Annotated in this window: 10 protein-coding genes, 1 pseudogene and 1 riboswitch; of the genes and pseudogenes, 5 read left to right on the top strand and 6 right to left on the bottom strand. The window is 59.9% G+C overall.

Features of this window, described 5'->3' with window-relative positions; translation table 11 throughout:
• Window positions 1-131: 131 nt before the first annotated feature.
• The 4 genes from PSH88_RS05380 to PSH88_RS05365 all read right to left on the bottom strand — a co-directional run bounded on the left by PSH88_RS05380 (window position 132) and on the right by PSH88_RS05365 (window position 6250).
• A complete protein-coding gene (locus tag PSH88_RS05380; RefSeq protein ID WP_305425238.1) occupies window positions 132-1496 on the bottom strand; it encodes a DUF1329 domain-containing protein in 1365 nt (454 codons plus the stop codon).
• Between the two features lie 28 nt (window positions 1497-1524).
• Window positions 1525-3411 carry a DUF1302 domain-containing protein gene (locus tag PSH88_RS05375; RefSeq protein WP_305425237.1) on the bottom strand — a complete coding sequence of 629 codons (1887 nt, stop codon included), beginning with the start codon at window positions 3409-3411 and terminating at the stop codon, window positions 1525-1527.
• 335 nt (window positions 3412-3746) lie between these two features.
• Complete coding sequence (locus PSH88_RS05370; protein ID WP_305483479.1) at window positions 3747-5429, bottom strand: fatty acid--CoA ligase; 1683 nt, start codon at window positions 5427-5429, stop codon at window positions 3747-3749.
• Window positions 5430-5620: 191 nt separating this feature from the next.
• The gene (locus tag PSH88_RS05365) at window positions 5621-6250 is read right to left on the bottom strand and encodes a LysE family translocator (protein ID WP_223488072.1); all 630 of its coding nucleotides are present in this window, start codon (window positions 6248-6250) and stop codon (window positions 5621-5623) included.
• Between the two features lie 91 nt (window positions 6251-6341).
• On the opposite strand from PSH88_RS05365, the gene PSH88_RS05360 reads away from it, so the two are divergent.
• The 3 genes from PSH88_RS05360 (at window position 6342) to PSH88_RS05350 (ending at window position 9320) form a co-directional block, all read left to right on the top strand.
• Complete coding sequence (locus tag PSH88_RS05360) at window positions 6342-7307, top strand: 2-hydroxyacid dehydrogenase (protein WP_305425236.1); 966 nt, start codon at window positions 6342-6344, stop codon at window positions 7305-7307.
• 32 nt (window positions 7308-7339) lie between these two features.
• Window positions 7340-8338 (top strand): methyltransferase, encoded by a 999-nt coding sequence (locus PSH88_RS05355; protein ID WP_305425234.1) that lies wholly within the window; start codon window positions 7340-7342, stop codon window positions 8336-8338.
• A 181-nt stretch (window positions 8339-8519) separates the two neighbouring features.
• A riboswitch (yybP-ykoY riboswitch) is annotated at window positions 8520-8644 on the top strand.
• 91 nt (window positions 8645-8735) lie between these two features.
• Window positions 8736-9320 (top strand): TMEM165/GDT1 family protein, encoded by a 585-nt coding sequence (locus PSH88_RS05350; RefSeq protein ID WP_305426944.1) that lies wholly within the window; start codon window positions 8736-8738, stop codon window positions 9318-9320.
• A 162-nt stretch (window positions 9321-9482) separates the two neighbouring features.
• On the opposite strand, the gene PSH88_RS05345 is transcribed toward PSH88_RS05350, so the two are convergent.
• Complete coding sequence (locus PSH88_RS05345) at window positions 9483-10301, bottom strand: M48 family metallopeptidase (RefSeq protein WP_305425233.1); 819 nt, start codon at window positions 10299-10301, stop codon at window positions 9483-9485.
• Window positions 10302-10575: 274 nt separating this feature from the next.
• Between PSH88_RS05345 and PSH88_RS30420 the strand changes: the two are divergent.
• Window positions 10576-11814, top strand: a pseudogene (locus PSH88_RS30420) (cache domain-containing protein); the annotation flags it as partial.
• A gap of 60 nt (window positions 11815-11874) precedes the next feature.
• Window positions 11875-12717, top strand: coding sequence for a methyl-accepting chemotaxis protein (locus PSH88_RS30415; protein ID WP_370694694.1), 843 nt, complete (start codon window positions 11875-11877; stop codon window positions 12715-12717).
• A gap of 121 nt (window positions 12718-12838) precedes the next feature.
• Here PSH88_RS30415 and PSH88_RS05335 read toward each other — a convergent pair whose 3' ends face one another.
• Window positions 12839-13462 carry an SOS response-associated peptidase gene (locus PSH88_RS05335; RefSeq protein ID WP_038981601.1) on the bottom strand — a complete coding sequence of 208 codons (624 nt, stop codon included), beginning with the start codon at window positions 13460-13462 and terminating at the stop codon, window positions 12839-12841.
• Between the last annotated feature and the right edge of the window lie 9 nt (window positions 13463-13471).

Here is a 13471-nt window from a genome sequence, read left to right as displayed (position 1 = left end):
ATAGCCACACCGGCCTCGTAGCAGCTGTCGAGCCTGCGAGGCTGCTACAACGATATTTATGAACTTCCAAAAAAAAACGCCCCGAACCGGTCGGGGCGTTTTTCGAGGATGCGGCCTCGGTTTACAACGTATTAGCGAACGCCTTCCTGACGCAAAGCTGCCGGCGTGAAGTCTGCGGTGGTGGCAGTGAAGCCGAAGTTATATGCCGACTTCTCTTCGTTCTTCATGCCCAGGGCCAGGTAGCGGCCCGATTGCAGGTCGTACAAGGTTTCGAGGGTGTACCACGGCACTTGCTTGTCGTAGTAGTTCTGGGAGTGAGCCTCGGCGACGCGCCACAGTTGCCCGCGACCGTCGTAGTGGTCGACCACCGCCGCCTGCCAGGTGTCTTCGTCGATGTAGAAGTCACGTTTGGCGTAGATGTGACGCTGACCTTCCTTCAGGGTCGCAACCACATGCCAGACCCGACGCAGTTCATAGCGAGCCAGGTCCTGGTTGATGTGGCCGGCCTTGATGATGTCTGCGTACTTCAGTTGTGGCGAATCGAGCTTGTAGCTGTCGGAGGCGATGTACATCTCTTTTTTGCCTTCGAGCTTCCAGTCATAACGATCCGGCGCACCGTTGTACATGTCCAGGTTGTCGGAGGTACGCAGGCCATCGGCCGCGGTACCCGGCCCGTCATAGGACACTTGCGGCGCACGACGCACACGGCGCTGCCCGGCGTTGTAGACCCACGCCGAACGCGGCTCTTTTACCTGGTCGAGGGTTTCGTGCACCAGCAGCACACCACCGGCCAGACGTGCCGGCGCGGTCACTTTCTGCTTGAAGTAGAACAGGATGTTGCCCGGATTTTTCGGGTCGTAATCCTTCATCTTGTCGCGGAACACGAACTGGTCCTCGAAGTACACCAGGCTGAACGAGCCGTTCGGCTGCGGCGTGGCCTGGGTTATCAGACGGGTCACACTGCCGCCGCGATAACGGGTGATATGGTTCCAGATGACTTCAACGCCGCTTTTCGGAATCGGGAACGGGATCGCGGTTTCGAAGTTTTCCAGACCGTTGCCGCCGGACACCAGGTTAGTGTTGGTGGCGTTCTTCTTGATCGAGGCAAACACCTCATCCGGCACGGTGGCACCGCGATGGGACGGGTAGACCGGCATCTTGAAGGTTTCCGGGTAGCGCTTGAACATTGCGTACTGGCCCGGCGCGAGCTTGTCCTTGTACTGGTCGACGTTCTGCGCGGTGATGGTGAATTGCGGTTTTTCACTCGAGAACGGATCAGACAGAAAACCCTTGCTGTCCACACTACCGGCGTTTTTCGGCATGGGTTTCCAGGCCGGGATCGAACCATCGGCGTTGCCCGCCATCTCGGCGCCCATCGGGGTCAGGCTCTTGCCCAGCTTGTCCGCTTCGGCCGCAGGGACCGCCGCCATGACACCGGTTGCCAGCAGCGACAGCCCCAGAACGCCAACGTGGAACAGACTCTTTGTTATTTTCATAAATGTGTTCGTCCTGAAAATACAGTGCTTAGAAGTTCACGCCGAAGCTGAGCGCAACGAAGTCGCGATCATCCACGGTGGTGTACTTGCCGTCGAAGAAGTTGGTGTACGCCAGGCTCGCGGTATAGGTGTTCTGGTATTCGGCATCGACACCCAGGCTCACCGCTTTACGACCTTCCTCGAAGTTACCGCCAGGGCCAGGCGAGTAACCGCTCACGTCGTGGGACCAGGCCACGTTCGGCTTGAGGTTCACACCGGCGAACACGTCGTTGTAATCCCAGATGGCACGACCGCGATAACCCCACGAAGTGGACGTCGTGAAGCCTTCGTCGTTGCAATTGCGGCTGCGATTGTTGGTCGCGGTACCTGGGCCGGCACCGTTGATGGTGCTGGTGTTGAGCGCTACGCAGGTGTTCGCGCCACCGGTGGCGGGCAACTCACCCGGGCCGTAGACCGGGTCGCGGCCATAACGGACATCGGAGGTACTTTCCAGGCCGCCGACATGGGTCACGCCCACTTCGCCCACCAGGGTCAGACGGCTGGCGCCCATGACCTGATCGAAGAAGTGCGTCAGGGTGGTCTGGAACTGGGTGATTTCCTTGCGGCGATAGCCGTGCAGGTCCTGACCCGGCGTGCCCTGGAGCAGCGAAGCATTGGCCAGGGCACCACCCAATGGGCGAACGCCAGAGAACAGGATATCGGTGGAATTGAGCTGTACCGGCGCGTTCGGACGGTAGCTGAGCTCGCCGCTCCACGCCGTGCCGGTAGGCAAGGTGGTAGAGAAGCTCAGGCCGTAGAGGCGGATGTCTTCAGGGTACTCAACGAAGTACTCGGAATTACCGGCGACCACCAGGGGTGCCAAAGCTCGAAGCGGCGCTGGCAAAGCCGCGGCCCGGGCGAAGGTCGCCGCTGGAGCACCGGTAGCGCTGAAGATCGGCGCGCGACTGTGATAGTTCATGAAATAGGCACCGAACTCGGTGTCCAGCGGCTCGAACATGTATTTAAGGGACGCGCCCCACTGGCCGCTGTCCCGTGCATCGCGATCCGCGCCACGACGCACCAACACACCTTCATCGTTTACGTCGACGCCCAGTCTGGTCAATGTAGGCAGGGCCGCGGCCGGAATGGTCGAGCGCTTGTTCAGCACGCGCAGGTTGTTGTCGCAACCGTCGGCAATGATGTCGGGCTGGGAGAAAAAGGTGCCGCAGTTATCGACGACCGTCTGGTCCCATTCCAGCTGATAGAAGGCTTCGGCCGACAGATTGTCGGTGAGGCTCTGGGACACGTAGAACATGTTGACCGGGATCAGACCTTCCTTGACCTCGGCGCCAGGACGACGGAACGCCGACACGTCGATCGGGTTGATCGAGTTGATGCCGCCGCCGATGAAAGTACTTTCACCCCAGCTCACAACCTGTTTGCCCAGACGCACGGAACCCGGCTGATCGGCAATGGCGTAGTTGTGGTAGACGAAGGCGTCGAGGATTTGACCGCCGGCGGATTTGGCGCCTTCCTTGCGATTGCTGTCGCTGATGTCCTTGAACTCGCGGCTTTCATCCTTGAGTTCGAAGTCGTACCAGTATTTGCCCCGGACAAAGACACCGGTATCGCCGTATTTCAATTCAAGGTCGTGGATACCCTTGAAGATTTTCGAGAAGGTTTCGCCGCTCTTGAAGTTGTTGTGACCGTCATCGGACGTCTGGGACAGGCCGTGGCCACCGTTATTGACGCCGATGAGGTTCTTGTTGGGACTCTGAGTAGACCAACTGGCCCCGATCGACAGGGATGAGTCGAATTGACCTTCGATTTCACCGACGTTGAAACTGACGCCGAATGCTGGCCCGGCGAGCGAAGAGGCGAGACTGACCGCCAGGGGCAGTTTTGCCCGGCGCCAGAACTGGTTTACTGATGTCATCGACGCTACTCCATGTGCATTATTGTTATGGCTGAGTACTTTTAAAAACGTTGTGGGTGACCGGAAGCCAAGCGGTTCCGACGTCACTCCAAAGTTGCATCGCCCCGTTTTGTGCGTGCGCTCCGTTCTTAAAAAACCTTGAGCGGACTATAGCCAGCAGGTAGTAGTGCTTGATCCCTCTAAAGTGTGATTTGCAGCTGCCGGCCACTCTGGAACAGTCCTTTCGCCAGTCCGACACATGTCGGCACGGCAAGGATGGCTGAAAATTCGGATTTAACAAGCCAAGCGCTTGCTTGGTGGGTCTGGCGCGCCGTTTTCGGCGCGCCAGCGGACGCTTAAAGCGTCGAGAGGAAGGTACTGTTGTTGGCCTGCCATTCGGTGATGTCGACGCGGATGCGCTTCTTGTCGAGCTTACCGACACTGGTCTTGGGAATTTCAGTAACAATGGCGATCTGGCTCGGGATAGCCCACTTGCTCAGGTGCCCCTGCTCAACGAATGGCTTGAGGTGCTCCTTGAGTTCCTTGGCTCCGATCTCATGCCCTTCCCTGACGACCAGCAGCGCAAACGGCCGCTCGCCCCACTGCGGATCGGCGATGCCCACCACCGCTACTTCGCGTACCGCAGGGTGGCGACTGATCAGGTCTTCCAGGTCCAGGGAGGAAATCCACTCGCCGCCAGTCTTGATCACGTCCTTGATCCGGTCGCGAATGTCGATCACGCCCATGCTGTCCAGGGTCGCCACGTCTCCGGTGTGCAACCAGCCTCCGGCCCAGAGCTCGGCGCCTTTCTGCGGCTCGTTGAAATAGCCCTCGGTAAGCCACGGCGCACGCAGTACCAGTTCGCCCTGGGTCTCGCCATCGGCAGGCAGGAAGTTGCCGTCAGTATCGACGATCGCCGCCTCGACCAATGGCCCCGGCACACCGGCCTTGATCCGGTAGGTGGTGCGTTCGTCTTCGGTGCCGGCCATCAGCTCATCGTTGAGGTGTGCGCACGATACCAATGGCCCGGTTTCCGACATGCCGTAAGCGGCGGTCAACTGAATGCCCTTGGCCTTGGCCGCTTCATACAGCGCACGGTTGAGCGCACTGCCGCCGATGACGATTTTCCAGCCACCGAAATCGATGTTTTGCGCCGCTTTGGCATTGAGGACCATTTGCAGGATGGTCGGCACGCAGTGAGAAAAGCTCACTTTTTCCTTGCGCCACAGTTCCACCAGGTACTCGGGGTCGTATCGGCCCGGATAGACCTGCTTGAGCCCGAGCATGGTCGCCACATACGGCAAGCCCCAGGCATGCACATGGAACATCGGGGTGATCGGCATGTACACGTCGTTGGTGCCCAGCAGCCGCACGCTGTCGATGGCGCCCATGATGGTCGACACCCCCATGGTGTGCAGTACCAACTGGCGATGGGTGAAATACACACCTTTGGGGTTACCGGTGGTGCCGGTGGTGTAGAACGTGGTGGCGACCGAGTTTTCGTCGAAGTCTTCAAAGTCGTACTGCGGGCTCGCGGCGGCCAGCAATTGCTCGTACTCGCCGACAAGGTTCGGCAGGTCGGCGGTTTTTTCCGGCAAGTCGGTCAGCAGCAGGGTTTTCTCCACGGTGGTCAGGTGCCCGGCAATCGCCTTGTACAGCCCGACGAACTCGCTGTTGACCAGCACGAAGCGGTCCTCGGCGTGGTTCATGGTGTAGAGAATCTGTTCCGGCGACAGGCGCACGTTGATGGTGTGGATTACCGCGCCGATCATCGGGATGGCAAACATGCATTCCAGGTAGCGATGGCTGTCCCAGTCCATCACCGCCACGGTATCCCCGGCCTTCACGCCAGCGGCCGTCAGCACGTTGGCCAGCCGCGCGACCCGTTCGATCAGGGTCGGATAGCTGTAGCGCAATTGATCGCGGTAGATGATCTCGCGGGTTTTTTCGTAACGGGCACCGGACATCAACAGCCGTTTGATCAACAGCGGATACTGGTAAGCGCCCTCGGCTGGGGGGATAACGCGAGTCTGCAACATAAGAGTCCCTTTTTGACTGCACAGTCTTGGCTGCTAAAGCTAAGCACTCTAGAGGCCTTGAACGCCAGTCAAATCAGCCAAAGGGATGATTTGCACAACCGTATAAATGCTAGCTTTGCGCCAGCATTTGCAGGAATTCGTGTGTACGAACGTGCAGCTTAACCCTACAAGGGACCGCGTATATCGAGAAATCAGTGCATCTCGGTGAATGCGAGTTTCACCCCGATGGCGATCAGCACCGCGCCCATGGTGCGGTCGAACCAGTGACCCATGCGGGCGAAACCGGCGCGCACGCGTTGCTGGCTGAACAGCATCGCCACCAGGCAGAACCAGACTGCCGTCGCCGCGGCCAGATAAACCCCGTAACCGGCCTGTACCGCCAAGGGTGTGTGCGGGTTGATCACCACGGTGAACAGCGACAGGAAAAACAGCGTGGCTTTCGGGTTCAGGCCATTGGTCACGAACCCCGAAGTGAAGGCGCCCCGTGCGGTGCGTTCGCCCGCTTCCTGGTGCAGGTCGTCAGCCACCGGTTTGGCCGGTTGCGCACGCAGGGCTTTGAAGCCGATGTACAGCAGGTACGCGGCGGCGGCCCATTTCAAGGCGTTGAACAGCACGATCGACTGAGACACGATCAGCCCGATACCCAACAGCGAATAACCGACGTGCAGGAAAATCGCCGAGCCGACGCCCAACGCCGTCCATGTCCCGGCACGACGACCGTGGGTCACGCTCTCACGCACCACCACGGCGAAATCCGGGCCGGGGCTGGCGACGGCCAGCAGGTGAATCAGGGCAACGGTCAAAAACTCTGTCCAGTACATGGGGACTCCTTTTGGGCCAGCGTAACTGTTTGTTTCATCTGGTAGGCTCGGCAGATTACGCCTTCAGTTCAATGCACAAAAGGTACAGTTGATGACGAACTTTCGCCGCGCCGTTTTCCTCGACCATCCGTCCCTGGACCTCGGCGATCTCGACCTCAGCCCGCTACACGAGTGCTTCAGCGAGTTGCAGCTGTTCGCGCAAACCACGCCTGATCAGGTGGTCGAACGCCTCAAAGGCGCCACTGTCGCCATCAGCAACAAAATTCCGATCGATGCAGCGGCCATGGCGGCCAGCCCCGAGTTGAAGCTGATCCTGATCACTGCCACCGGCACCAATAACGTCGACCTTGCTGCCGCCCGCGCTCACGCAATCACCGTTTGCAACTGTCAGGGTTACGGCACGCCGTCGGTGGCTCAGCACACGATCATGTTGTTGCTGAATCTGGCGACGCGCCTGGCCGACTATCAAAAAGCCGTCGCCGAAGGTCGCTGGCAACAGGCAAAACAGTTCTGCCTGCTGGATTACCCGATCGTCGAACTCGAAGGTAAAACCCTCGGTTTACTCGGCCACGGTGAACTGGGCGGTGCCGTCGCGCGGCTGGCAGAAGCGTTCGGCATGCGCGTCTTGCTGGGGCAGATTCCGGGCCGCCCTGCCCGCCCGGATCGCTTGCCGCTGGACGAACTGCTGCCGCAAATCGACGCCCTGACCCTGCATTGCCCGCTCAACGAACACACCCGACACTTCATCGGTGCCCGTGAACTGGCCTCGATGAAGCCCGGTGCTTTCGTGGTCAACACCGCGCGCGGTGGCTTGATTGACGAGCAAGCGTTGGCTGACGCCCTGCGCAACGGTCACCTGGGCGGTGCGGCCACCGACGTGTTGAGCGTCGAACCACCTACCGCGGGCAATCCGTTGTTGGCCCAGGACATCCCACGGCTGATCGTCACCCCGCACAACGCCTGGGGCAGTCGCGAGGCGCGGCAAAGAATCGTTGGCCAGTTGACCGAAAACGCCCAAGGCTACTTCAGCGGTCAAGCGCTGCGGGTCGTCAGTTGATAAACTGCGGCACTTTTTTCCAGGAGCAGAGTATGGATCCGCGCAGTGAAGTACTGCTTCGTCAGGCCGAGTTATTCCAGGGTTCGGTGCTGCTGGCCGGTTTGCCCGCCGATGATTTGCTGGGCCGGCTGCCCGATGCCCATGGCTGGTGCTGGCATGCCGGCGATCAAGCGGCGCTGAACGCCCGTTTCGCCGAACGCAGCCATTTCGGCGTGAATGCGCCGGAGCGCGAATTCGACAGCGCCGTGGTGTTTCTGCCTAAGTCCAAAGACCTGACCGACTATATCCTCAACGCCCTCGCCTCTCGTTTGGCCGGCCGCGAGTTGTATTTGGTGGGCGAAAAGCGCAGCGGCATCGAAGGCGCGGCCAAGCAGCTGAACCCCTTCGGCAAACCCCGCAAGCTCGATAGCGCACGGCATTGCCAGCTCTGGCAGGTCACCGTGGCCAATGCACCAGAAGCCAAATCGCTGGAAAGCCTGGCCCAGGAATATGAACTGCCACTGGCCGAAGGCCCATTGAAAGTCATCAGCCTGCCGGGCGTGTTCAGCCACGGTCGACTGGATCGCGGCAGCGCCCTGTTGCTGGAGCATCTGGACAAACTGCCCAGCGGCCACTTGCTGGACTTCGGTTGCGGCGCGGGTGTGTTGGGGGCGGCGGTCAAGCGGCGTTATCCGCACAACCAGGTCACCCTGCTCGATGTGGATGCGTTTGCCGCGGCCAGCAGTCGCCTGACCCTGGCCGCCAACGGTTTGGACGCGGAGGTGATGACCGGGGACGGCATTGATGCCGCGCCCATGGGTTTGAGCGCGATTCTGAGCAATCCACCGTTCCATGTCGGCGTACACACCGACTACTTCGCCACCGAGAACTTGCTGCGAAAAGCGGCTAAACATCTGAAAAATGGCGGCGAACTTCGACTGGTAGCGAACAGCTTCCTGAAGTATCAACCGCTGATCGAAGAGCATCTGGGCGTGTGTGCGATCAAGGCTGAAGGACAGGGTTTCCGAATCTACCGGGCCAAGCGCGGCTGAAAACTCTTTTGCAAAGAGCGACGAAGATTCTGTGGGAGCGTGGCTTGCCCGCGAAGAACGCACCGCGCTTTTTCAGGTATTACGCGTCATCGTTCTTCGCGGGCAAGCCACGCTCCCACAGGTTCTGCAACCTAACTATTGGCATTAAGGGCTTGCCCAATCGGATTTGCCTAGGCAGAATCCGCTCCGTCCTAGGGGAGTAGTCTCCCACGAGCGCCATGCTCGTCCGGCATACGTCAACATACTTGGTCCTCAGACCATGGCGTATGCGACCCAAGCGTCCGCATCAGACGGATCGCAGGGTTTGACAAGACCTATGACACGAACACCTTACCCGGGGCGGGAAGGCTGTACGTGTCATAGCCGTGTCGACCCGCCCCTTAGGAAAACCCTGATGATGCTGGACTCTCTACTCGTTCCCACCGCAATCGTTGCCTTGGCCGAAATCGGCGACAAGACGCAACTGCTCGCACTCATTCTCGCGGCCCGTTTTCGCAAACCCTGGCCGATCATCGCCGGTATCGTCGCCGCGACCCTGGCCAACCATGCGGCAGCCGGTGCGGTAGGCGCCTGGTTCGGCAGTTTCTTCTCGAATGCGACGTTGCACTGGATCCTCGCCGCGAGCTTCGCCGCCACGGCGCTGTGGACGCTGGTGCCGGACAAAATGGACGAAGACGAAGCCAGCACCGCCCGCAAATTCGGGCCGTTCCTGACCACGCTGATTGCGTTCTTCCTCGCGGAAATGGGCGACAAGACCCAAGTCGCAACTGTGATGCTTGCCGCGCAATACCCGGACCTGTGGCTGGTGATCATCGGCACCACCGCCGGGATGTTGATTGCCAACGTGCCGGTGGTACTGGCAGGTAACTTTGCGGCGGACAAACTGCCCTTGACCCTGATCCGTCGCCTGGCGGCGTCGGCATTCCTGATCCTGGCGATTGTTGCGGTGTACAAGGCGATGGAGAGCAGTGGGTGGGTTTGACGCCGTAGGGTGATAGACCGCGTCATCGTTCTTCGCGGGCAAGTCGGATCGCCGCACCGCTCGCTCCCACAGGTTTTCGGTCGATTACATCATTTGTGCACGACCAAAACCTGTGGGAGCGGGCTTGCCCGCGATGGCGTCAGCGATATCACCGCATGACGATCAGGATTTCCTGGCCTTCTCGTACAACGGCATCACCTTCGGAATCGCCGCCTGCAAGGCAGCAATACGACTGGTCGACGCCGGGTGAGTGCTCAAGAACTCTGGCGGCGCGCCATTCGAGGCTTTGCTCATCTTGTTCCACAGGGTGATCGCTGCGTTCGGGTTGTACCCGGCGCGGGCCGCCAATTCGAGGCCGATCAAGTCTGCTTCGTTTTCATTGCCGCGACTGTTGGGCAAGGTCATGCCGTATTTCGCCACGGTGTCCGCCAGAGCCAGGCCGCCCTCGCCCAGGCCGAACAACGCACCAGCACCCTGCTTGGCCATTTCGATACCGTAGGCCTTGGACATCGCTTCGCGACCGTGCTCACGCAAGGCGTGGGCAATTTCATGGCCGATGATGGCGGCGATTTCGTCGTCGGTGAGTTGCAGGGTGTCGATCAGCCCCGAGTAGAAAATGATCTTGCCGCCAGGCCCGCAGGAAGCATTCAGTTCGTCACTCTTGATCAGGTTCACTTCCCATTGCCACTGGGCCGAATCCGGACGGAACACCGGCGCCTGGGCAATCAGTCGACTGGAGATCGCCTGAACTCGCTTCGCATCGTTACTGGTTTTGTCCAGCACACCTTTGCTGCTCGCCTCCCCGACGGTCTTTTGATACGACTGGGCGTACATCTGATTGACGTCAGAGGTCGACAACATGCTGAACATGTATTGCTTGCGCTCAACGCCCACGGCCCCACCGCTAGTGGTGTTGACCGACTGACAACCGGCGAGCAGCAGACCTGCGCTCAATGCACACAAAACCAATGTCTTATTCATCAAGAAGCTCCCTGGAAACATGCCGCGTATCCTAGGTGGGGATTTGTATCGGCGCCAGATACAACGGACGTGTAGCACGTACATTTCAGAAAAAGCCCTCATCACCATAGGAAAAAATTCACATAACAACGCCCGCCACGGCCGATCACGGTCAGCAATGATTCATTTGCGACATCCAGCACTCCAAAACAGCCAATTCGTGACACCTCGCTCATGACCCTCCGCCACCCTGCCGATACAGCACCGCAGACGTCCTCTTGCGTGCGGAGCACCCATGAAATTCAAGTCGATCCAGTTTTCCGTTGCCGCCCTGGCCGGCGCCATTGTGCTCAGCGTCGTTGCTGCCTTGGTGCTTTACGCGCTGTTTTCCGGCGCCCGGACCCAAGACATGGTTCAGGAACGGACTCAGGCGCAGTTCGAGCAAGTCATCGAACAACGCCTGACGTCACTGGCGCAAACCCAGGTCAGCCAGATCCAGCGCGAACTCGAAGCACCGCTGCTGATTGCCGGCGGGCTGGTTAGGGTCAACGCGTTGATTGGTACCCCGGGCGCCGATGGTCAGCCACAGTTGAGCCTGAGCCGTGAGCAACTGATCAGCCTGATCAAGGAAAACGTCGCCCGGAACCCGAAAATTCTCGGCACCTACATTGGTTGGGAAAAAAACGCACTCGACCATAACGATGCGGCCTACGTCGACACGCCAGTAGTCGGCATCGACGCCAGCAACGGGCGCTTCCTGCCGTGGTGGTTCCGCAACGAAGACGGCAGCCTGGGCCTGGACAAACTGGTGGACGTCGACGACCAGAAAACCCTGTCCACCGGCGTGCGCGCCAGCGAGTACTACTTGTGCTCGAAAGAAACCAAAAAACCCTGCGTGATCGATCCGGCGCCCTACAAGGTCGGCGACAAGATCGTCATGCTCGCCTCTTTTATTGAACCGATCATGCTCGACGGCGTGTTCCAGGGCATTGTCGGTGCCGACCTGTCGGTGAACTTCATCCAGGAAATGCTCCTGGGGGCGAATCAGAAACTGTACAGCGGCGCCGGTGAAATGGCCCTGATCGGCGGTAATGGCCGGATCGTCGCCTACACCAAAGACCCGAGCAAATTCGGCGAAAAGGTCAGCGACATTCTCGACAGCAAACAAATTGCCAACATGGCCAATCTCAAGCGCGGCGAAGTGACTTACACCGTCGACAAAGCCCAGGGCCGGATCGAGTTGTACCTGCCCTTCGGCATCGGCCAGACCGACGCCCGCTGGACCTTGATGCTGCAATTGCCGCTGAACGCGGTGATGGCCGATCTGCAAAAACTTCAGGGTGATCTGGACGCACAGCGCAAATCCGACACCTTTGGCATGGCCATGGTCGGCCTGTTGATCGCTGGTATCGGTTTGTTGGTGATCTGGCTGGTAGGCCACGGCATTGCCCGTCCACTCAAACAAATGGTCGCGATGCTCGACGACATTGCCCAGGGCGAAGGCGACCTGACCCGTCGTCTGAGCAGCGACCGCGCCGACGAATTGGGCTCGATCGCCAAAGGTTTCAACACCTTCCTCGCCAAGTTGCAGGCGATGATTACCCAAGTGGTGACATCGGTGCAGAGCGTCAGCGATTCCTCGGAACACACCGCCGACATCGCCATTCGCACCAACATCGGTGTGCACAAACAAATGGCCGAGATCGATCAGGTCGCGACCGCCGTGCACGAAATGACCGCCACCGCCCAGGATGTCGCGCGCAATGCGACCCAGGCCGCGCAAGCCGCCAGCCATGCAGATCAGGCAGCGGCGCAAGGCATGCAAATCGTCCGGGATACGTCGAATTCGATTGGTGTGTTGGCCATCGAAATCGGCAAAGCCGTCAGCGTGGTGCAGACCCTGGCCAAGGACAGCGAAAACATCAATGCGATCCTGACGGCCATTCGCGGCATCGCCGAGCAGACCAACCTGCTGGCCTTGAATGCGGCCATCGAAGCGGCGCGGGCCGGTGAACAGGGCCGGGGTTTTGCGGTGGTGGCCGATGAAGTACGCAACCTGGCGCAGAAAACCCAGAAGGCCACGGAAGAAATCCAGACCATGATCCAGCAACTGCAACAAGGCACCCGCGATGTGGTGCGGGTCATGGAAGACAGTCAGAACCGCACCGATGAAAGCGTGCAGCACGCGGCGAAAGCGGCCGAAGCGCTGGAAACCATTACGCAAGCGGTGTCGGTGATCAACGACATGAACACCCAGATCGCCAGCGCGGCCGAGGAACAGAGCGCGGTGGCCGACGACATCAACCGTAACGTGATCAACATCGGGCAAGTGGCCAATGAAGTGGCCGGTGGAGCGGATGAATCGAGCGCGGCCAGTGCGGATCTGACCAAGTTGGCGGAACAGCAGCGGCGGTTGATCAATCAGTTCAAGGTTTAGGGCTCAATGATCGTTCCCACGCTCTGCGTGGGAATGCAGCCATGGACGCTCCGCGTCCACTGTGACGCAGAGCGTCACGGGATTCATTCCCACGCAGAGCGTGGGAACGATCATTACGCGCTCAACCCGGGGTCAAACACTCCGGCCCATTGAGTTTCGGATCATTCACCAGGTTCGCCAGCACCCGCTCGCGCAACGCCGCGGGCTCACTGGCCAGCAACGCCTGCAAGGCATGCAACGGGGTTTCGGGGTTGAGCCAGGCTTCCTGCCCCGCCGCATCGAGAATCAGCGGTCGACGCTGACTCGAAGCCGGCTGGGTGATCACCGCCGTACTCAACCACACCTGTTCCTGCACCGGATAAGCCTCCCAGATCGCCGCGAAGAACAGCGCCGAGCCCTCCCCCGGGGTCAGCCAGTACGGACGCTTGCGGGTGGTGCCCCGCCATTCGTAAAAACCATTGGCCGGCAGCAGGCAACGACGCAGGCGCAAGGCTTCGCGAAACATCGGTTGTTCGGCAACGGTTTCAGCGCGGGCATGGGCCGGAGTACGGGACAGGTCGGTCAGCCACGGCGGCGTCAGCCCCCAGCGAGCGCGGGCTAACTCTCGCTGCCCGTCTGCACCGGCACGCAGCATCAACACCGAATCGTTGGGAGAAATATTCCACTGGGCCTGCTGATCGGCGGGGAATCCGGGCAGGGCCGCGAAGGCGGGGTTCCAGCGAAACAGGGCATAACGTCCACACATGGGGCAATA

This window comes from Pseudomonas wuhanensis (assembly GCF_030687395.1).
GTDB lineage: Bacteria > Pseudomonadota > Gammaproteobacteria > Pseudomonadales > Pseudomonadaceae > Aquipseudomonas > Aquipseudomonas wuhanensis.
Note: the sequence above shows the minus strand (reverse complement) of the source record. Positions and strands in the feature narration are given on the sequence as shown.